Source organism: Paenibacillus terrigena DSM 21567 (genome assembly GCF_000374845.1).
In the GTDB taxonomy this organism is placed as follows: Bacteria; Bacillota; Bacilli; order Paenibacillales; family Paenibacillaceae; genus Paenibacillus_K; species Paenibacillus_K terrigena.
This window is the reverse complement of the sequence record NZ_KB895415.1, coordinates 132,662-151,684: the sequence shown is the minus strand read 5'-3', so window position 1 is coordinate 151,684 and position 19,023 is coordinate 132,662. Positions and strand designations below refer to the sequence as shown.

At 45.4% G+C, this 19,023-nt stretch carries 16 protein-coding genes; 11 read left to right on the top strand and 5 right to left on the bottom strand.

Annotation, left to right across the window (positions count from 1 at the left end):
• The first annotated feature begins 20 nt into the window (after window positions 1-20).
• A complete protein-coding gene (locus C558_RS0112270; protein WP_018756573.1) occupies window positions 21-803 on the top strand; it encodes a DUF1836 domain-containing protein in 783 nt (260 codons plus the stop codon).
• A 49-nt stretch (window positions 804-852) separates the two neighbouring features.
• On the opposite strand, the gene C558_RS0112265 is transcribed toward C558_RS0112270, so the two are convergent.
• Both C558_RS0112265 and rpsD read right to left on the bottom strand, forming a co-directional pair.
• Window positions 853-3,999, bottom strand: a complete 3,147-nt coding sequence (locus C558_RS0112265; protein WP_018756572.1) for a transglycosylase domain-containing protein — start codon at window positions 3,997-3,999, stop codon at window positions 853-855.
• A 150-nt stretch (window positions 4,000-4,149) separates the two neighbouring features.
• Entirely contained in the window at window positions 4,150-4,752 is a 603-nt protein-coding gene (gene rpsD / locus C558_RS0112260; RefSeq protein ID WP_018756571.1) for a 30S ribosomal protein S4, read from the bottom strand.
• A gap of 365 nt (window positions 4,753-5,117) precedes the next feature.
• Between rpsD and C558_RS0112255 the strand changes: the two genes are divergently transcribed.
• The 5 genes from C558_RS0112255 (at window position 5,118) to C558_RS0112235 (ending at window position 9,932) form a co-directional block, all read left to right on the top strand.
• Complete coding sequence (locus C558_RS0112255) at window positions 5,118-7,082, top strand: sensor domain-containing diguanylate cyclase (RefSeq protein ID WP_018756570.1); 1,965 nt, start codon at window positions 5,118-5,120, stop codon at window positions 7,080-7,082.
• Window positions 7,083-7,208: 126 nt separating this feature from the next.
• On the top strand, window positions 7,209-7,964 hold the full coding sequence (locus C558_RS0112250) for a hypothetical protein (protein ID WP_026263878.1): 756 nt from the start codon (window positions 7,209-7,211) through the stop codon (window positions 7,962-7,964).
• 96 nt (window positions 7,965-8,060) lie between these two features.
• Window positions 8,061-9,176 (top strand): aminopeptidase, encoded by a 1,116-nt coding sequence (locus C558_RS0112245; protein ID WP_018756568.1) that lies wholly within the window; start codon window positions 8,061-8,063, stop codon window positions 9,174-9,176.
• A gap of 89 nt (window positions 9,177-9,265) precedes the next feature.
• Entirely contained in the window at window positions 9,266-9,505 is a 240-nt protein-coding gene (locus tag C558_RS0112240; protein WP_018756567.1) for an HPr family phosphocarrier protein, read from the top strand.
• 139 nt (window positions 9,506-9,644) lie between these two features.
• Entirely contained in the window at window positions 9,645-9,932 is a 288-nt protein-coding gene (locus tag C558_RS0112235; RefSeq protein ID WP_018756566.1) for an Fpa/YlaN family protein, read from the top strand.
• Between the two features lie 45 nt (window positions 9,933-9,977).
• Here the strand turns inward: C558_RS0112235 and cax are convergent, their stop codons facing one another.
• Window positions 9,978-11,039 (bottom strand): calcium/proton exchanger, encoded by a 1,062-nt coding sequence (gene cax, locus C558_RS0112230; RefSeq protein WP_018756565.1) that lies wholly within the window; start codon window positions 11,037-11,039, stop codon window positions 9,978-9,980.
• Window positions 11,040-11,183: 144 nt separating this feature from the next.
• Between cax and C558_RS0112225 the strand changes: the two genes are divergently transcribed.
• Complete coding sequence (locus C558_RS0112225) at window positions 11,184-11,573, top strand: Asp23/Gls24 family envelope stress response protein (RefSeq protein WP_026263877.1); 390 nt, start codon at window positions 11,184-11,186, stop codon at window positions 11,571-11,573.
• A gap of 129 nt (window positions 11,574-11,702) precedes the next feature.
• On the opposite strand, the gene ftsW is transcribed toward C558_RS0112225, so the two are convergent.
• Window positions 11,703-12,899: a putative lipid II flippase FtsW gene (gene ftsW, locus C558_RS0112220; RefSeq protein ID WP_018756563.1), complete on the bottom strand. Its 1,197-nt coding sequence runs from the start codon at window positions 12,897-12,899 to the stop codon at window positions 11,703-11,705.
• 12 nt (window positions 12,900-12,911) lie between these two features.
• On the bottom strand, window positions 12,912-13,259 hold the full coding sequence (locus C558_RS0112215) for a YugN family protein (protein ID WP_018756562.1): 348 nt from the start codon (window positions 13,257-13,259) through the stop codon (window positions 12,912-12,914).
• Window positions 13,260-13,483: 224 nt separating this feature from the next.
• On the opposite strand from C558_RS0112215, the gene C558_RS0112210 reads away from it, so the two are divergent.
• The 4 genes from C558_RS0112210 to C558_RS0112195 all read left to right on the top strand — a co-directional run bounded on the left by C558_RS0112210 (window position 13,484) and on the right by C558_RS0112195 (window position 19,016).
• On the top strand, window positions 13,484-14,665 hold the full coding sequence (locus C558_RS0112210) for an amidohydrolase (protein ID WP_018756561.1): 1,182 nt from the start codon (window positions 13,484-13,486) through the stop codon (window positions 14,663-14,665).
• Between the two features lie 133 nt (window positions 14,666-14,798).
• Complete coding sequence (locus C558_RS0112205) at window positions 14,799-16,499, top strand: DNA repair helicase XPB (protein WP_018756560.1); 1,701 nt, start codon at window positions 14,799-14,801, stop codon at window positions 16,497-16,499.
• Window positions 16,496-18,496: a helicase-associated domain-containing protein gene (locus C558_RS0112200; RefSeq protein WP_018756559.1), complete on the top strand. Its 2,001-nt coding sequence runs from the start codon at window positions 16,496-16,498 to the stop codon at window positions 18,494-18,496. Before C558_RS0112205 ends, C558_RS0112200 begins: the two co-directional genes overlap by 4 nt.
• Before the next feature lie 76 nt (window positions 18,497-18,572).
• Window positions 18,573-19,016: a YlbF/YmcA family competence regulator gene (locus tag C558_RS0112195; protein ID WP_018756558.1), complete on the top strand. Its 444-nt coding sequence runs from the start codon at window positions 18,573-18,575 to the stop codon at window positions 19,014-19,016.
• The last annotated feature ends 7 nt before the right edge of the window (window positions 19,017-19,023 follow it).

The following is a 19,023-nucleotide window of genomic DNA, read 5'->3' as shown; positions in this document are numbered from 1 at the left end:
ATTGCGAAAAGGGGATCTCCATGGAGATTTTTACGATAACACGATACCAAATGTCTGAGTTGCTCAGCGGTATAGCCTATACAGGTTCCAAATCACCGTTAGTGATCTTGCAGCAAGCTTGGGCCAAGACACATGCTGCTGAGAAGACGAGTGGCAAGATGCTCGGCGCCTTCGTTGAAACCTCGTTGCCGCCTATTTTTGAGAAATTAATCAAGATGACTGCACGCAGCACAGGATTTTCACTAAATGAAATTATCGCGTTAGGCAATCAGATTGAATACTCTCACTATTCGATTACGTCCGTACAGAATTGGGTGAAGCGAGATTTTAAAGACCTTATCAGTGTACCAGACCATGGAAAAAAGTATTCCATTGATCAAGCGGCACTTATTTTTATGATTGATGATCTAAAGGCTACGCTTGATTTTGATTCTATACGTAAACTGCTTACGATTGTATTCGGCCAAGGGGAAGCAGGGAACACGCGTCGTCCTGTAAGCCCTTTGCAGATCTATACGGCATATACATCGATTTTTGAGCAATTGGATAAAAATAATGACCAGGTTTTGGATTTATCCGGACATGAGAGCGGGAAGAGGAATCAAGATCATATTTTGGAAAATTTAATCAAGCAAAAGGCAGATGAATATGCTGCGGGACTGAATGAAATTTCGGAGAAGGAAAGGGAAGCGATAAGTAACTTGGTATTTATCACGATGTTGTCTGTCCAGACTTCTTATTTTCAATCGATGGCCAAACGATTCTTTAACGCAACCTTATTCCTTCAGCATATGACACCGTAAAACACGGAAAAAACGCCCAGCGCACGATTTGTGCACTAGGCGTTTTTATTTATTCTTTGTAGTACGCAGCAGATGAAGGTGAGGATTCCCCCGCATCATTGACTGCAGTTACACGGTAATAGCCAGTAAGGCCAGTACCGATGTATTCGAAATGCGACTCTGTCGAAGAAGCGAGAAGGGTGAAGTTCCCATCTTTCTTATCGCTGTAGTAAATTCGATATTCTTTGACAGAGGATTTGGAATTGTTCTGCCAAGTTAATTCAAGGCCCATATTCGATGACTTTGCTTTTAGTTTGCTAGGCTTGGACGGTGGTCCTGACTGCTCATTATCCTGTGGATTCGTGGTCTCGCCACTCGTATTCCCTGTTGGATCGGTTGTGCTTGGGTCCGTTCCAACGGATGATCCAGGATCTGTCGTCCCTGGATCTGGTGTGACCGGAATGCCTGGAAGGTTCGAACTGCCTCCATTGGCAGATACGATAGAGCTTGGTGCAGATTCTTTGCCTGCAACATCAACAGCCGTCACATAATAACTGTATCCATTACTGCCGGATACGAAGTTCGAGAATCGAGCAGGTTGCCCTGTTAACACCGGTGTAGAAGTCACTTGATATCCGCCGCCGTTCATCGAACGGTATAGGCGATAGCCAACAACGTCTGCTTCCCTATTCGGAGTAAAGGTGATAATCGCTTTCCCGCTGGAATTCTGAAGCTGCACATTTTGCGGTGCTCCTGGTGCATGCCCGTCGTCTGATCTCGGATCTGTTTTGGATGGCGCATCAAGATCCGCATCCTGCGGCAGATAGGATTGAATGGATTTCCGGCTGCTGCTCGGCATTCTAGGCAATGCTTTTTGGATTTCCTCGATCAAATCTTGAATGGACTTCTCTCGCTTGACGACAACCTTTTCTTGCACCATATCTGCAGGAGTTGCGTCTTGCGCGATATAATTGACGCCGTTATATGAAATGATCTTCATACTCGTAATGGCGTCATCTCGCTTGGTCGGGATGAATTTCTTGTTAAAGATATCGGTCACAAGCCGATTCGCTTGTCGCGTTAGATCCGTAGGAAGCTTACCACTGTAGCCTGACACGGTCATAGATACAATGCCATCTGGCTTCTCGAATGCTTTGGTCTGGAATAATTCCGGCCTGATATCAGTAACTTGATTCATAATCGTCGCCCAGATTTTACGAGCGCGCATTTTCCCGTCACCTGTCAACGTATTGATCTGCTGCTCATATCCCGCCCAGACGCCGAGTGTAATATCAGGTGAGAAGCCCATGAACCACACATCGCCATAATTTTGTGTCGTACCCGTCTTACCGGCAATTGGAATTTTACCATACTTCTTAAATTCTCCAGTCAATCGACCTGCTGTTCCTGAAGGTCCAGCAATGACCGTACGGAGCATATCCTGCATAATGTATGCCGTCTGCTCGGAGTATACGGTTTGAGGGTTATTCTGATGCTGATAGATGATAGTTCCTTTGGTATCCACAATCTTCTGAATGATATAGGCATCGTTCAGAACGCCTTTGTTCGGGATCGTTCCGTAAGCATTCGTGAGCTCCTCAACAGAAACCCCGTACTTCAGACCTCCGATAACGCCTGTTTGCGCATAGTAATCTTCCGGTTGAATGGAAGTGATCCCAAGCTTCTTCACGAAAGCCCATGCTTTCTCGATCCCGACTTTATCCAGGAATATCTTCAAGGCTGGTAAGTTGAGTGATTGGTTTAATGCTTGCCTTGCCGTAACTAAGCCTTTGTAGCGATTATTCGCATTTTTCGGGATATGGAAGCCTTTTGTTCCGTCTTTTAGCACGATCGGTGCATCGTCAAGGATGGTAGCAGGTTGGACTGAGCCATCTTCGATCGCTGGCAGATAGGCTCCAATTGTCTTCATCGCAGAACCAGGCTGACGAAGCATTTGTGTCGCATAGTTCATTTGCTCAACATAGTAGTCACGACCTTCGATCATCCCGAGGATTGCGCCTGTTTTGTGATCGAGCATGACAGCTGCTGTTTGCTCCATGCCTTTTGTTTTACTGTCCGGAGAGAAATTCTTCGGATCGCTAGCGATCTTACGCATTGCATCATAGATCTTCTTGTCGATCGTTAGATAAATTTTGTAACCGCTGCGCAGCATTTGCTCACGTGCATCTTGCATGAGCTCCGCATTTTCTTTCTTACGCAAATCCGCAACCGTCAATGATGGGTTTTGTTTAAGCACCAAGGCCTCCGAAGCAGAACGTTCCGCTTCCATCATGAGGTAAGGGTATGTATTATAAGCTTTTTGATTCGGCTTCGCGAGTGAGGCCTTAATATCGAAGCTGAGCGCCTCGTCATATTGTTGTTTTGTAATTTTTGATTCTTCAAGCATACGACGCAGTACGAGCTTTTGGCGTTCTACGGCTCGTTTGAACCCTTTTTCGTTAAATGCGCCTTTACCATTAAATGCAGAGTAAGCACTTGGCAATTGTGGCAGCCCTGCAATATATGCGGCTTGCGCGATATTGATCTTATCGATTTCGAGATTGAATATGCCCTTGGCAGCGGCTTTGACACCGAACAGATTGTATCCTGTAGAGCCATTGCCGAACGGGACTTTGTTCAGATAAGCCGTTAGGATTTCATCCTTGGTCAAGAATCGTTCTAGCCGGATTGCGAGGAAAATCTCTTTGATTTTCCGATTGTTCGTACGGTCTAGATTCAGAAATACACGTCTGGCGAGTTGTTGCGTAAGTGTACTTCCGCCGGTCTGAACATCTTCATTCAATACTTTCTGCTTCACGGCCCGGAACACGCCGTTGATGTCGATTCCAATATGATGATAGAAATTATTGTCTTCAATGGCTAGTACCGCATCGATTAGTGGCTGTGGAATATCCTTCAGCGCGATTAATCGTCGGTCTTCGTCGGTTCGCAGTTGTCCCACTAACGTCCCGTCGTTAAAATATACGAATCCTGTCTCAGAATTCTCGTGTATCTTCTCATCAATGAGTGCGGCAGATCGAACAGGGTCTTCTTTGACAATGGAAGCAACATAGCCGACAACGGCACTGCCTCCGAATAACCCTATCGTAAATCCGACAAATAACAACCATTTCGTAATGCTCCAAGCGATTCGTCCACCGGATCTTTTCTTGGTAGCAGGTTTATCGGATTGTGTCTGCAAATTTTCTTCGTCCATGCATTGGCCTCCTTTTAACAGCACTATTATAGCATAAGTGGGGTACCTTTTGGAAAAGAGATCTGTGAGTGGAGAGGGGCAACGACGCAAAAAAGAAGAAAAAAACCCTCGATCCGAGGACCAAGGGTTTTCGAAATGCAATAATCGATCTTAACGGCTGTAGAACTCGACGATTTGTTTCTCATCGATTTCTTGAGGCAACTCAGCACGCTCTGGCAAACGGATGAATTTACCTTCCATAGCGTTGTCGTTGTACTCAAGGTAACCAGCAAGGTGGTTACGGTTTTCAAGAGCTTCTTTGATCGAAGAAAGACTACGGCTTCTTTCACGAAGGCTGATTACATCGCCAGTGCTAACAAGGTAAGAAGCGATATCTACTTTTTTACCGTTAACTGTGATGTGACCATGGGAAACCAACTGACGAGCGCCTGCACGGGAGTTTGCAAAACCAAGACGATATACGAGGTTGTCCAAACGGCTCTCAAGCAAAGTCATGAAGTTTTCACCGGAAATACCTTGCATTTTGGAAGCTTTGTCGAACAAGTTACGGAATTGTTTTTCGTTCAAACCGTACATGTGACGAAGTTTTTGTTTCTCTTGAAGTTGCATACCGTAGTTACTGATTTTTTTGCGTTGTCCACTTGGACCGTGTTGTCCTGGAGGGAAAGGACGTTTCAATTCTTTACCAGTACCGCTCAAGGAAATTCCAAGACGACGGCTTAATTTAAATTTAGGACCTGTGTAACGTGACATGTATAAAAGACTCCTTTAATGTTAAATTTAGTGGGGTCCTTTTGCGCCGAATTTTGTTTAACGTTGTACGAGTTCATCTCGCATTCAACTTCTGACATGAATAGTTCAGCCGCTGTCCTGTCAGCAACAAATTTCGTGAGGGTGACACAATCGTTACGCCCGATGCATTCATCAATAAATATTATATGAAATCTTAGACGAATGTCAAGTTATCCGGTACGTCAGAAAAATTTATAGTTCGAAATACCTAAAAATATATGAAGAACTGCTAGAATACTAGTGCAAAATATATGAAAAAACGTTATGATGAGAATAGGTTTTTCGTTGCAAGGATTTGATGACATAAAGCGGGTGGTGGGAAGCGTATGATTCATAATCTACGAAATGCTCAAGTAGAGCTCAAACAACATCATACAGTCCAATGGCCTACTTCACCCTCAAGTACTTACGATGATAATGAGCTATGGCTGCAACAACAAGATATTGCTAGCAGTGATTATCCATACATCGAACCCCTTATTATAGCAAGCTTTCAGGAATGGCTGGGTGTAATCTCAGATTTTCAAAAGCTTCATCTTGGTGTGTTAGCCGTATTCGACTATCAGGGGAAGATGATTGCTTCTAATCGAAGTGATAGCCCGGAAGAACCTGTTGCAGCATGGAACGAGCAGGTTGTACAAGCTGTCATTACAACGAAGGAACCTACGGTTGCTGTCTATACGCAGGCAACGATCGCTGTGCCTATTCTAAGTCGTAAGGGGCAGGAAGTGTTTGCCGTTGTAGCATACCAGCTGCCCGGTCATGTGTACGAGTCCAGTATGCTGGATTTGCTCTCCATGGCTGTTTTGACGTTACGTAATCATTTTTACCGTCGATTTGAGCATATATTTATCAGTGATTTGATGCAGCTGCAGAATTATTCAGATCGAGAAGCTCGCAAGAAGACTGTGTTTTTTAATGTTGTCCAACGGATCCATGGAAAGTTTGACGTCGATTCTGTGCTCAGTGAAGTCATCGAGAGTATTTCGTTTCTATATCCATCAGCAAGTATGGAATTATATATCTCCTCAGATCATCGCAGTGCGAACGAACATGTAAAGCCGCTTATCCTTCATAACTTTACCGATGATTTGTGTGTGCGTGCATTTATGGAAGGTCGTATGATTCAAGAGACTTCTTCGCAAGAATCAGAGAATGAACAGGTTAACATTGCCGTACCGCTGAGTGGTAAGCAAGGGGTATACGGTGTGTTGTTCATTAGTCTGGAGATGCATCTGCTTGAGGATCTTGATTTTCAATTGATTACGATGCTAGCTGACACAGCCGGTACGGCCTTTGAAAATGCTAAGTTGTATGAACAGTCAAATATGCTCATTCGCGAGCTGCGACTTATTAATGAATTAACGAAGCAGCTGAATCAGAGTCTACGCTTAAGCGAAGTATTTGATTTTGCATTGAACGAGTTGTTGCATATTTTCAAGGCAGAATATTGCTCCATTCTTCAGTTAGATGGGGAGAAAAGCTTTTTCAAAGTCATGTCTAGCAATGTCGATGAGATCTCTAAGCAAATATACTCCACAGATTACGGGTTCAGCGGACTCGTGTATGCAACGAAAGAACCGCTCATCCTTCTTGATTATAAAATGTTCAGCAAGGTTCGTTCTGAATTCATGGAGGAGACGGATTCACGTTCATTGATGGCTGTTCCGCTTGTCATTAATAATGAAGTAAATGGTGCAATCCTTCTATCTCATCGTGATGCGAACTACTTCTCTTATGATAACTTCAAGTTGTTTCAAGTGCTTTCCACTCATATTGGTCTTGCTATCGCGAATGCCTCGCTGCATGCGAAGGTTCAACGGATGGCGAATCATGATAATTTAACAGGACTCTATGCTAGGCACTATTTAGATGACCGTGTTCACCAGAAGCAGAAGATTGATTTCTGCGGCTCTCTAATTGTCGTCGATATCGATTACTTTAAGCAGATTAATGATACGTACGGTCACCAGATTGGCGATAAAATATTACGCCAGGTCTGTGAGATTATTCGCTCATCGATTCGAGATTCGGATATTGCAGCGAGGTGGGGAGGAGAAGAGCTCGCGATCTATCTTCCGCAGCTCTCGAAATCTCAAGCGTCGCGTGTGGCAGAGCGTATCCGGAGCCGTGTTGAGATCGAGACGAACCCCGGCGTAACGGTATCCTGCGGCATATCAGAGTGGAACTGGGATGACGATAAGATCAGTGTGGAGCTGCTCTTTTATAAGGCAGACATGGCACTGTATAAGTCGAAGAATAATGGACGTAATCGAATTACAATTGATTAATGCCAAGTACCCTTTCATTTAGAATGGGTACTTTTTTGTTGCGTGCAAAGTCCCAGAGCGCATAACTTCAAGGGTTCAGGAAAAGATATAAGGCGACTACGGGCTTATGGAAGGGAGCGTAAAGAAGTGTCTAGAAGTTGGGTGTGGGATCGATGGTTACGTGGGCTAGCTTATTTCTTTTCTGCGTGTTTACTGGTGAGTACGACGGGATGTTTTTCCATTGAGTCCAAGAAGGATCCGAATGAATTGTATCAAATGGCACTATCTGGTCTATCGGGTACTGATAATTTTACGTTTCGTGGTAAATCCATGATCTATGGGGGCAATCAAGCCCTTATTCGAGAACCCATTATGTATCAAGGAAAGGTAACGGCACATCAGCTGCAAGGATTCCAGATGTCGATGGCGAACAAGCAAGAGACTTCTTTTGCAGATCGCTGGAATCCGCTGAAGCAGCTTGAAGAGATTAAGAATCTCTCGAAATCGATGGAGATTGATCCCTATGCATCGAATCGAACGCACATCGTTATGCGGATGACTTTGGAACCTGAAGCAGGAAAGAAGCTATTGATCCAGAATTTAAATGATGAAATGCGTAAATTAGAAGAACGGAAAATTCAAGTTCAGAACGTTCATTCTTTATCATTGCGTGATCGTTCAAATCTTCAATCAGAGCTCGGTCAAATTATATCTAATGGTAACAATAAATTACATAAAATGACAAAAAATATGCAAGTTAATTCGTCTTATACATTATGGATTAATCGTTCATCACTTCTCCCAGCAAAGCTTTACTCCAAGTCAAAAACGAACTATCATGAGGATGGCGTGAAACGCGAAGAGGTTGTAGTGACCGAATCCCAATTTGATGGCTACCAATGAATTTACGTTTAGATTTGACCATGGTACAATAACTGCATGCAATAAATCTATACATAATACCTGCTGTAAGGTGATATTAAGGGGAGGTTTACGAAGATGAGAGATGTGAGAATGGAGAAGTTAGCTCAGAACTTGGTGGGCTATTCTGTTGATGTACAACCAGGTGAGAATGTACTGATTGAAATGATCGGTACGGAGCGCGACTTATTAAAATGCATCATCGAAGAAGTAGCAAAACGTGGTGGACATCCATTCGTTGAGCTAACGGATCGTACAGTGCTTCGCGCTATGCTGATGAACACCAATGAAGAACATCTGAAAACATGGATGGAGTACGACCTTGCTCGGATGCAGAAGATGGATTGCTATATCGGCATTCGTGCGGGAGAGAACGTGAATGATCTTTCGGATGTACCGGAGAACAATTTGAAACTCTACAACTCCATTTACAGCCATCCGATTCATTCCGAGGAGCGTGTGAAAAGAACGAAATGGGTCGTATTACGTTATCCGAATGCAGCCATGGCACAACTTGCGAATACGAGCACGGAGGCTTTCGAGGATTTCTATTTCAATGTATGTAACCTCGACTATGCGAAGATGGATCGTGCGCAAGATGCACTTCAAGCACTGATGCTGAAGACGGACAAAGTTCGTATCGTATCGCCAGGAACTGATTTGACTTTCTCAATCAAAGACATCGGTGCTGAGAAATGCTCGGGTCAGAAGAATATTCCAGATGGTGAAGTGTACACAGCGCCAGTTCGTGATTCCGTTAACGGAACGCTTCAATACAATACACCGACGGTGTACAACGGAATTTCTTTCGAGAATGTATTCTTCCGCTTCGAGAACGGGAAGATCGTTGAAGCGAAGTCGAATGACACAGCGAAGTTGAATTCGATTCTCGATACGGATGAAGGCTCGCGCTACATTGGGGAATTCGCAATTGGATTCAATCCATATATCTTGACGCCAATGAAAGATATTCTATTCGATGAGAAGATCGCGGGCAGCTTGCACTTCACGCCGGGTCAAGCGTATGACGTAGCGGATAACAGCAACCGTTCCGCGGTTCACTGGGATCTGGTGTTAATTCAGCGTCCAGAGTATGGCGGCGGTGAGATCTATTTTGACGATGTTCTGATCCGTAAAGACGGAATTTTCGTGATTCCTGAGTTGGAACCGCTCAATCCAGAGAACTTGAAATAACAGCTTGTAAATTTAGTGGTTGCGTTTACACAGAGGATCAATGTATCATGAAATTGTATAAAAATTCGTACTAGACGGAGGTCGTTCCCATGTCTAACAACAACACAGCTATCGTAGAGATTTCTCAAACAGCAAGTCAATTCCGTTCATCGATCGTACTACAAGCAGAGCACAAGTATATCGACGTCAAAAGTATTCTCGGCCTTTTCACAACACTTGTGAATAGTCATGCCTACGAACTTCACGTCCACGGTCCGGATGAAGAAGAAGCAAGAGCAGCAATGAAAGAAGTATTCGAGAAACACGGTTTGCAAGTAGCCGTTGTCTAATTGTGACATGTTCATGAAGAAAGCGTGCCTTCCGTAATGAGGGGCGCTTTTTTTCTATATTTTCTTGTGTAATAGCTCATAATCGCTTAATATTAGGATTAGCAGTATATTGATTTTCGGGCATAGAGGGGGGAGTTACATGTCTTCATCAGATTTCATGGAACAATTGAATCTAAAAGCTTTGTCTCTGCTTCAGGGAGATGCAGATAAAATCGAGAAACTTATTGAAGTTCAGATGGAGAATCTGGCAACCCGCAAGTGTCCTCTATATGAGGAAGTGCTTGATACGCAAATGTATGGATTCTCGCGTGAGGTTGATTTTGCCGTTCGTGCTGGCCTGATTGAGGAAGCAGTAGGTAAAGAGATTCTCAGCAAGCTTGAGCGGAACTTAGCGGTCTTATATGAGGCGTTAAATGTAAAAGGGTAGCTTCCATCATGGAGAGCTACCTTTTTTTTATTTATAGCGTATGACCTAGACGAGGAAGAAGGCAACGCCAAGGATGATATAGACCAGTAAGAGCAGGAAACCTTCGTACCAGTTGGTCTTTCCGTCCTGCGTGATGGATTTGGCAATAATGACAGATACGCCAATCGCGACGAGCTCAATCGTGGTGAAGACGAAATCCATCGGGTTTCCGAAGAGGAAGCTGACGAATACGAGGACAGGAGCAACAAATAGCGCGATCTGAAGGCTGCTGCCGACAGCAATCTCGACCGATGTGCCAATCTTGTTCTTAAGCGCCATCATGACAGCTGCACTATGTTCTGCTGCATTACCAACGATCGCAATGACGAATGCACCAAGGAAGAGCTCTGTGAAGCCGAATTTGGCCGAAAATTCATGTAAGGTTCCAACGAGCCATTCACTCACTAACGCTACCATGACGGTCGCTATAACAAGGAATAGAATCGAATTGGATTTGGACCAAGCGGGTTCTTCATGGTGATCGGGTTCCATCTCCTCTTGATCAGACAAGACATTCTTATGCGTGACCATAGAGAAGTATAACCAGAATATGTATGCTACAATCAGCACGCCTGCGACGATTAAGCTGAGCGTATTCGTCTCTGAAGGAGTGATCACCTTGGTGCCGGCGAACATCGCTGGTATGAACAAGGCCGCAACTGCCATGAGCATGAGGGTTCCATTATGTCCAGCTAGCGATACATTGAATTTCTGCTCTTTGTATTTGAGTCCGCCAGTAAAAAGACTAAGTCCCAGGACGAGCAGTAGGTTCCCGATGATGGCCCCAGTCAAGCTGGCTTTCACCATATCGAACAAACCTTCTTTGATTAGGAAAATGGCGATGATAAGTTCTGCTGCATTCCCGAAGGTCGCATTCAGAAATCCACCAAGCCGCTGTCCCGCATAATGAGCAACACTCTCAGTAGCTTTACCGAGGAATCCCGCGACGAAGATAATCGAAATCGCCGAGATAATAAATTGAATGGTTGCATTCATCCCGGTATAATGAGCAAGCCCGCTCAATATAAATGTGATGATCAACGCACCATAAAATAACTTCTGTTTCAAACTTTCCACACCTCGATAATTTTTTCTCTAACTATAAACCAATTTTTTCTTGAAGTAAATGTCTCGAGGTGCACTTATTTGCTTTCGATCATCAAAGGCATTAAACTATTGTTATTATGGCTATTGAAAGGAGAGGACAAGTCCATGACAGAAGAACTAGCACAATCTGGCGTTATTCGAATTTCTGATGATGTTGTATCTACAATTGCGGGGCTTGCAGCTTTGGAGACCCCAGGTATTAGCGCGATGTCGGGTGGGATCTCGGAAGGCTGGGCGAAGCGGTTAACGGGGAAGAATGCTCAGAAAGGTGTCATCGTAGAAGTAGGTCAGCTAGAAGCAGCGATTGATCTGCGAGTTATCGTGGTGTATGGCTCCATGATCCACCAAGTATGCCGTGATCTTCAACAGAACGTGCGCGAAGCGGTAGAGAATATGACCGGCCTTCATGTCGTAGAAGTGAATGTGAAGGTGGAAGGGGTTACGTTCCAAGAGGAAGAGCAGCAATTGAAGGAAGAGACTCAGAAGCTGAAATGACTCAGTCCACGAGACACATATGAAGACGACTACGGATAGTAGTGATGACGACATAACCTGAAAAGACTCCGAAGAGATACGACCTCTCGGAGTCTTTATTGTTGTTAGAGTGACTTTTTGAACAACCTCTTAAAGCGTTATGCGGCGGTTCTTCGTGACTTTGGTTGTCGTATCCGAAGGCCGATTGGCTTCTCGGGAGATGCTGAGCAAAATTCCGATACTGCCGAGCATCATGAAGAGGGAGGACCCCCCATAGCTGATTAATGGCAGCGTAACGCCAGTGATCGGTATGGTCTGAGTTACCCCACCGATGTTAATGAAAGTCTGAACAGCGAATAGCCCCATAATGCCGACACCTACGAGTGTTCCGTAGCGATCTGGACAACGTAAGGAGACAATCAAGCCCCGCCAGATAAAGTAAAGGTAGAAGAGTAAAAATATCGCACTACCGATAAACCCCAGTTCTTCGCCAATGACAGCAAAAATAAAATCATTGTACGGATACGGAAGATAATGCAGCTTCTGAATACTCTGTCCAAAGCCAGCTCCCGTTAGTCCACCATGCCCTAATGCCTTGAGTGAATTAATCAAGTGAAAGCCTGTCCCTTGTGGATCTTGCCAAGGGTCAAGGAAGGAGGTAAGCCGCCCTACGCGATACCCGCCACCCGAGCCTCCGTTAATGAGGAAGTTGATCCCCAAGACGATACTGGCTCCAACGACAAGGACCGCTATACAGGCGAATATATGCTTCAAATTCGCCCCACCTGCAATAATGATGATGCCCGAACAAGCGATCAGGATCATACAGGAGCCTAAATCCGGCTGCAGCATGATGAGTCCAGCAACGAAGCCGACGATCAGCATGACGGGAAAAAAGCCTTTTTTGAAATCGCGGAACGTCTCACCCTTCTTCGAGATGAGCGCCGCGAGATATAAGATGGTCGTTATCTTGGCAAGTTCTGTCGGCTGTATTCCGAGTGAACCGATCCCAAACCAACTACGAGCCCCGTTAAGGCTCTTCCCGACGTAGGGTACAAGTGCGAGTAATATAATGGTCAGTATGAAGAACGGAATAAACAGCTTCTTATACTTCTCATATCGTATATTCATGGCAATCATCATTGCGATAAACCCAAGACCTGCCCACATCATTTGCTTCTTGACAAAGTATAAGGAATCGTAATTAAAGTTCTTATTGATGACTGCAATGCTGGAGCTGGCACTAAAGACCATAACGAGTCCGAAACCAACAAGCAGAACCGTGAGAATTAATAACTGAAAATCCGGCGTACCCCGTCGTTTTGTTTGGGATTCTTTATCTCTCATCTATTGGACCGATTAAGCTTCGAGGTTACGTTTAAGCTGCTCGATTTTTTGTTCGGCCGCACTGACGAACGACGCTGGGATTGGTGTTTCATAGTCTAGACCATGCGGGAAGGTTGTTATGCCCATATACACCGCTTCAATGGCAAGAATCGCATCCGGGTTCTCGAGTTTGCCTTCGATTGCGCGTGTATTGATACGTAAGTAATATTCTTTATTATTTTTTTTATCTTCCATCTTGTAATCGTATGTAGCGCGTGTATATTCCCATTGCCAACGAACAAATCCTAATTTTTCTGCTGTTTCATCTAAATAGGCCAAGTCGCTTTTGAGACCGATTAAGCCTGTATTTTCAAATATCATCGTTATATATCCTCCTTAAATTGACTAAGCCTCCATATTCAATATTCATGATAGTATGTTTCCTAATGATACGCAAGCCTTCCCTCCCGAGAGTTGGGTGAAAATGGTTATGAACTTTTTGTGAAATTTAGGTGGACAATCTGTTCGGAATTGAGGAAAATGATAGAAATAAACATGAAAATCATGGGATAGTAGTTAACAAATCAAGGGGAGGGGAAACTTGCATGGAGATGAAATTTCGTGAAGATGTATTATTGAATATCTTTTCATCTATGGTGGAGTGGCGTAGATATTTGCATAAGAACCCTGAACTTTCCTATAAAGAAGCCAAAACAGCACAATTCGTTGCAGATCGATTGCGAACATGGGGAATTGAGGTAAAGACTGGGGTAGGCGGACATGGGGTTGTCGGCACGCTTCGAGGGGATTTTCCGGGAAAGACCATAGCGCTGCGGGCAGATATGGATGCTCTACCGATTCAAGACGAGAAGATTTGTGACTATGCTTCGACGGTACCGGGCGTAATGCATGCTTGCGGTCATGATGGACATACGTCCACACTACTCGGGATTGCGAATTACTACAGCCAGCATCGGGACATGATCCGTGGTGAGCTTCGATTTATTTTCCAACCTGCTGAAGAGACTTGCCCCGGCGGTGCGATCCAAATGATCGAAGCGGGTGTTCTTGAGGGTGTCAATATCATTTATGGCGTACATCTCTGGACTCCGATTTCTGTCGGTAAGACGGCGAGTGTTGCAGGCCCGCTCTGGGCGGCAGCGGATGAATTCTTCATTGATATTGAAGGGCGAGGCGGGCATGGCGGTGTCCCACATGTGACCGTTGACAGTGTGCTCGTAGGGGCAGCCCTGATCATGAACCTTCAGACAATCGTAAGCCGTTCGGTGGACCCGCTGGATTCGGCTGTTGTTACGGTGGGATCGATGCAAGCGGGAACAATGCAGAATATTATCGCAGAACGATGCTCGATCATGGGGACGGCTAGAACCTTCAATCAAGAAACACGCAGTTTGATCAAACGTCGGATTGAGACGATTGTTGAGCAGACCTGTGCGATGTACGGTGCAGATGTCCATCTGAACTACTTAATGGGCTATCCGACGTTAGTGAATGATGCGGCAGAGACAGCGCGGTACCAACGCATTGCGACGCATTTGTTCGGCGAAGAACAGACAATTGAAGCGCCGAAAATGATGCCTGCTGAAGATTTTGCTTATTATTTGCAGCGCGTCCCAGGATGCTTCATTCTAGTCGGTGCGGGGAACGCGGAGAAGGGCATGCATTATCCGCATCACCATCCGCGATTTGATTTTGATGAGCAGGCGATGTATACGGCAGCCAAATTGTTAATACACCTCGCAGCAGATGCGATGATGAATGAATGAATGCTTAATTGGAAAAAATATTGACGAATATGAGATAATGAATGGGATACGGCTTGCGCTGCAAGCCGTTTTTCATTCGTTGAGGTTGTCATGGAGCAATGACGACATGTTGTTCGGAAGGAGGGCTCGATTAATGCTAGATCAGACAAATCGACCGTGTATTGTCCAATCGGATTTAACCGTGCTCTTAGAGACGGAGCATCCATCATCGCAGGAAGCGAAAGAACTGTTATTCCATGTTGCAGAGCTGCTCAAGAGTCCTGCAAATATTCATACATATCGAATTACCACACTTTCTTTATGGAATGCCGCTTCAGCAGGCATGACACCCGAAGCCGTGATTCAAGAATTAAGGCGGTTCGCCAAATGGGATGTTCCAGCGAAAGTACAGCAGCAAATTAAGCTCTGGATGGGGAGATACGGCAGCTTAAAGCTTGAATTGCAGGGCGAAGAATTACAGCTCTGTGCGATGAATGAGACGATCATCGATGAATTCATAGAGGAGCGAAGTATTCAGTCTTATATCGATACGCGGTTAGACGCCAAGACAGTTCTGCTCAAGGGGCATGCCCGTGGCCTAATGAAGCAGGAGTTGACGCGTCTGGGCTATCCCGTCTTAGATGCAATAGGGTTCCATGAAGGCAAGTCGCTGCCATTTGGATTCAATAGGGGTCGAGGCCCGAGCCGTCCTTTTGCGCTGCGACCCTACCAAGAACAAGCGGTACAGGCTTTTAAGGGAGAAGATGGTGGAGGATATGGAGGCAGTGGCGTTGTTGTGCTTCCTTGCGGGGCTGGTAAGACGGTCGTAGGGATGGCGGTCATGGAGCAATTCCAATGCGAGACGCTTATACTAACGACGAATGTAACGTCTGTGCGGCAGTGGAAAACGGAGATCATGAGCAAGACGTCGCTCACGGAAGATGATATTGGCGAGTATTCGGGCTCCTGTAAAGTAGTCAAGCCTGTAACGATTGCGACTTATCAAATCTTGACACATCGGAAGCAGAAAGCAGATCCATTTGTACATATGCAATTGTTCCAAGAACGGGATTGGGGGCTTATTGTCTACGATGAAGTGCATTTGCTCCCAGCGCCAGTATTTCGAGCAACAGCTGAAATTCAAGCAACACGCAGACTTGGCTTGACAGCTACCTTGGTACGTGAGGATGGATGTGAGAAGGACGTATTCTCACTCATTGGTCCGAAGCGATATGAACTGCCATGGAAGGAGCTAGAGCAGCAAGGGTGGATCGCGACGGTGAACTGCTGTGAGATCCTCGTACCGCTCTATGCGCCGAATCTGGAATTATACTGGCGAGCGGACGCGAAGAGTAAATTCCGAATTGCGGGAGAGAATCCTGCCAAGATGGATGTCATCCGCAGTCTGCTCGAGCAGCATGAAGGGAAACCAACATTGATCATTGGTCAATACTTGGATCAACTCGCGGTTATTGCAGCAGAGCTTCAGGCACCGATTATGACAGGCACGACGCCGCAAGCAAAGCGTCAGGAGCTCTACGATGGGTTTAAGCGTGGAGAGATTCCGCTGCTCGTCGTCTCTAAGATTGCGAACTTCGCTGTCGATTTGCCTGATGCGGCCGTCGCGATTCAAGTGTCTGGAAGCTACGGATCAAGACAGGAAGAAGCGCAGCGCTTAGGACGTATTCTGCGGCCCAAAGCAGGAGACAATACCGCTTATTTCTATACCGTTGTATCGCGTGATACCAAGGAGCAAGATTTCGCGCTTAAGCGGCAATTGTTCCTTGTTGAGCAAGGGTATCGATATGACATTCGGAATATATCCAACGTGACGAAGGAGGCGGCAGCAACTTGAATACGCAGGAGATTGCGTCCAAATTATCGGAAGCAGATCAGCATACGTACCGACAAGCGTTGGAGGCTGCCCATAATCATGCCGCTTTGTCATTATTATTAGATCAGCTCACGCATGTCGGCCTTGAGACGCTGGATTTTATTATGAGGCATTTTGGCATGCAGTCATTCGAACTGCCTCAGCTTCTGAAGCACGGAGGGGCGAGTATGAGCGGCGCCGCTCTACGCGTTGGCATCTATGAACTACGACAGCGTGGGCTGGTATATGCGGTTCGTAAGGCATGGGGAGATCAATTGTTTTTTATTCCTACGGATTTATACGCTCCGGTGCAGCATCTTCGAATGCCGCTGCAGCTGCAGGCTGCTTCAATCGAAACATCTGATCTCACCGTTACCCATGAAGCAGGCAGAGGGCTTGAATACGAGTTATTTTACTTGCTTGCTACGATTGCGAAGATCGGTGCTCCTCTAACGGCAAAAGGTACAATGCATAAGAAGCATATACAGAAAATGCTGTCTTCACTCCAGATTACAGTTCGTGATCTGGTTCCGCTTCACTTGCAGTACCCTAATCCAGACACGTTACCCTCTTCGATCGCATTGGTGCTTGATTTTGGATTTCGATTCGGACTTCTACACAAAACACCGGAGGCTTACGAGCTTAATCATAATATGTTATATCCCTGGCTGTCGCAGAATCGGATAACGATGCAGCAGCGGCTTTGGCAGATCTGGCTTACCGCTCAACCATTTCCAGAGCGATGGATTCAACAATGCATGTATGCCATTGCGAGTGCGCCGCAAGAACAGGGGGTCTGGTACGCGGTAAGATCAATATCCTCGTGGCTTGTTATGCATCGAATAGACGTGAAAAGCCCTGAACGTACCTCTGAACAGGATATTGAAGATCTGATCCAAGTGTGGCTGTCCGTCCTCTGCACATTCGGTTGGGTAGAGCTCGGTACGACATTGGATGGAGAACGGTTCTTTCGCTATACCATAAATTCAGGTCTGGAGTTAGCTCCTACTGGTGGTGCAGAGCAACGAGAAGAACAGAGCACACAGATGAAAGGGTTCTATGTCCAGCCTGATCTGGAGATTATTGTTCCACCGGATGTCCCTTTCCTTACCCGATGGGAGCTAGAATGCTGCGCGGATTTGATACGTTCGGACCAAGTTGCTGTATATCGGCTAACGAAAGATAGTTATATGCGTGCTGTTGATCAAGGCCGTACTTTACAGGATATGATTGAATTTCTAGGACAAAAGTCCTTGTCGGACATCCCGGAATCCGTCAAAGCTACATTAGATCACTGGCGTCAGCAGTATGGCAGAGTCTATTTATCAGAAGTTGTGCTGCTGCGATGTGTTGATGCCGAAGTGGTTGAACGAATCCGAGGCATGGCACAGATCTTGCCACAGATTACACCGATTGGTGCCTACGATTTTATTGTTCCAAGAGATCAAGTCGATACACTTCGGTCAGTGCTTGATAAAGCTGGGGTTACGCCAAGAAGGCAGATGGAATCAACGGTTAGTGGTGAGACCAAGATTGGATTCGCTCGATATGATGCAAGTGTGAATGCTACTGCAGAAGTATCTGCGGGTAATAAGGACGCTGAAGGGTTCCAGACATCAAGCCAAGGATTTATCTACACACAGCAGACAGTTCAATATTATGAATTAGACATATCTCTGCCTACACGGGAAGATCTCTTCCCGGAAATTGCCCGAATTTCTCCGATGTGGCTGCAACAATTACGTGCATATCATACGTCAACGATGACAGAGATCATCGAACGTGCTATAGCATGGCAGACGCACATCAAGCTTGGCAATAAGACAGGATCGATTATCGTGCTGCCGCTTCAAGTTAGGTCTTCCGGGGGGGCGTGGAATCTCAAGGGTTTTATCGTCGGACAAGCAGATAGCGGCGTCCAGGAGGTCTCTAGTGATGCATGGGATCAAATTCAACTCATTCTACCAACAATAAACTAAATTTAAGGTTCATTGCAGACTATTTCATGGTATGATAGATAAGAGCGATAAATTTAATAGAAAGAAGTTGAAATTCATGAGCGTATCTGAGATCAATACGATTGACATGGCCTCTCTGCTATGTAACGCCTATGAATTAGGCGATATGATTAATGGTTCTGCCGACGTGGCTGAATATATATATTGGAAGCAGAAGGTTGAGCAGAACGAGGAAGTGAAGCTTCTACTACGGGAGTTCGATAAGAAGAAGGAGCTTTTTGAAGAAACCCAAAGATTTGGTCGTTTTCATCCGAATTATCATGAAGCGAAAGACGCTGTAAAAGCTGTCGAAGCAAAGATGGATGCGATTGAGGAAGTAAGACGCTTTAAGGAATTGGAACAACGCTTAGATGATATGCTCTATAATATCTCGAAGCTTATTGCCCATTCTGTCTCTGAGACCATTAAAGTGCCAAGTAATGATCCAAATCCAAAAGGCGGCGGATGCGGCAGTGGTGGCAGCTGCGGTTGTGGCGGATGATCGGGAG

Coding starts and splice junctions, on each gene's coding strand:
- C558_RS0112270 (WP_018756573.1), top strand. CDS start 21: ATGGAGATTTTTACGATAACACGATACCAAATGTCTGAGTTGCTCAGC.
- C558_RS0112265 (WP_018756572.1), bottom strand. CDS start 3,999: ATGGACGAAGAAAATTTGCAGACACAATCCGATAAACCTGCTACCAAG.
- rpsD (WP_018756571.1), bottom strand. CDS start 4,752: ATGTCACGTTACACAGGTCCTAAATTTAAATTAAGCCGTCGTCTTGGA.
- C558_RS0112255 (WP_018756570.1), top strand. CDS start 5,118: ATGATTCATAATCTACGAAATGCTCAAGTAGAGCTCAAACAACATCAT.
- C558_RS0112245 (WP_018756568.1), top strand. CDS start 8,061: ATGAGAGATGTGAGAATGGAGAAGTTAGCTCAGAACTTGGTGGGCTAT.
- C558_RS0112240 (WP_018756567.1), top strand. CDS start 9,266: ATGTCTAACAACAACACAGCTATCGTAGAGATTTCTCAAACAGCAAGT.
- C558_RS0112235 (WP_018756566.1), top strand. CDS start 9,645: ATGTCTTCATCAGATTTCATGGAACAATTGAATCTAAAAGCTTTGTCT.
- C558_RS0112225 (WP_026263877.1), top strand. CDS start 11,184: ATGACAGAAGAACTAGCACAATCTGGCGTTATTCGAATTTCTGATGAT.
- ftsW (WP_018756563.1), bottom strand. CDS start 12,899: ATGAGAGATAAAGAATCCCAAACAAAACGACGGGGTACGCCGGATTTT.
- C558_RS0112215 (WP_018756562.1), bottom strand. CDS start 13,259: ATGATATTTGAAAATACAGGCTTAATCGGTCTCAAAAGCGACTTGGCC.
- C558_RS0112210 (WP_018756561.1), top strand. CDS start 13,484: ATGGAGATGAAATTTCGTGAAGATGTATTATTGAATATCTTTTCATCT.
- C558_RS0112205 (WP_018756560.1), top strand. CDS start 14,799: ATGCTAGATCAGACAAATCGACCGTGTATTGTCCAATCGGATTTAACC.
- C558_RS0112195 (WP_018756558.1), top strand. CDS start 18,573: ATGAGCGTATCTGAGATCAATACGATTGACATGGCCTCTCTGCTATGT.